This is a genomic window from Desulfoferrobacter suflitae (genome assembly GCF_022603395.1).
In the GTDB taxonomy this organism is placed as follows: Bacteria; Desulfobacterota; Syntrophobacteria; order Syntrophobacterales; family Syntrophobacteraceae; genus Desulfoferrobacter; species Desulfoferrobacter suflitae.
On sequence record NZ_JAIBKA010000051.1, the window covers coordinates 1 to 622 of the forward strand.

A 622-nucleotide genomic window follows, 5' to 3' on the forward strand; every position below is an offset into this window, starting at 1 on the left:
CTTAGAAAGGTCACTCGGGTCGTCCACAAGGATTTTTCCGACATTAGCCTCGATAAGCGGCTCTACCGGGTCGATCCAGCTTTAAGGGGAGACAAGGTCTGGGTCCACTACGATCCCTTCTCGTCTTCAGATAGCGTGAAGATCTTTTCCCTGAAAGGCGAATACCAGGGATCGGGCGTGCTCCATCACCGCGAGGCCGAGCAACCGCCCCTTCCCGCACAAGCTCGGGGAAAACCCAAGCATAACCTCATCGATCTCCTCGTTCGCGAGCACCGGGAGCAGCTCGCCGCAAACACTCGCGGCATCGATTACCGCAAGGTCGTCTCCGTGCGGCCGTGGCCGTTTCATGCCTTTGTCAAAGCCTTTGCCCGGCTGCTCGGAAAAGAAGTGGGCATCTCCGCCTTCACGGCACAGGAGCTCGAAACGCTCAAAAAACTCTACAATCAAAACGTTCAGCTCACAGAATCCGTGCTCACGCAGGCCTTTGCCCGAGTGCCTAACAAGTCGTTCCCCCACCTCGTCGGTGAGCTCAAACAAATCCTACAGCAAAAGGAGTAACCACCATGTTCCTCGATCATTTCAAAATGAACAGCCATCCCTTCCAGGAACGCCCTCCCGTGGA

1 protein-coding gene is annotated in these 622 nt (G+C 55.8%); it reads left to right on the forward strand.

The genetic code is table 11. The features are described from left to right. A partial coding sequence (locus K1V27_RS22575; protein WP_258932539.1) for a Mu transposase C-terminal domain-containing protein occupies nt 1-558 on the forward strand: 558 nt, incomplete at its 5' end. Between the last annotated feature and the right edge of the window lie 64 nt (nt 559-622).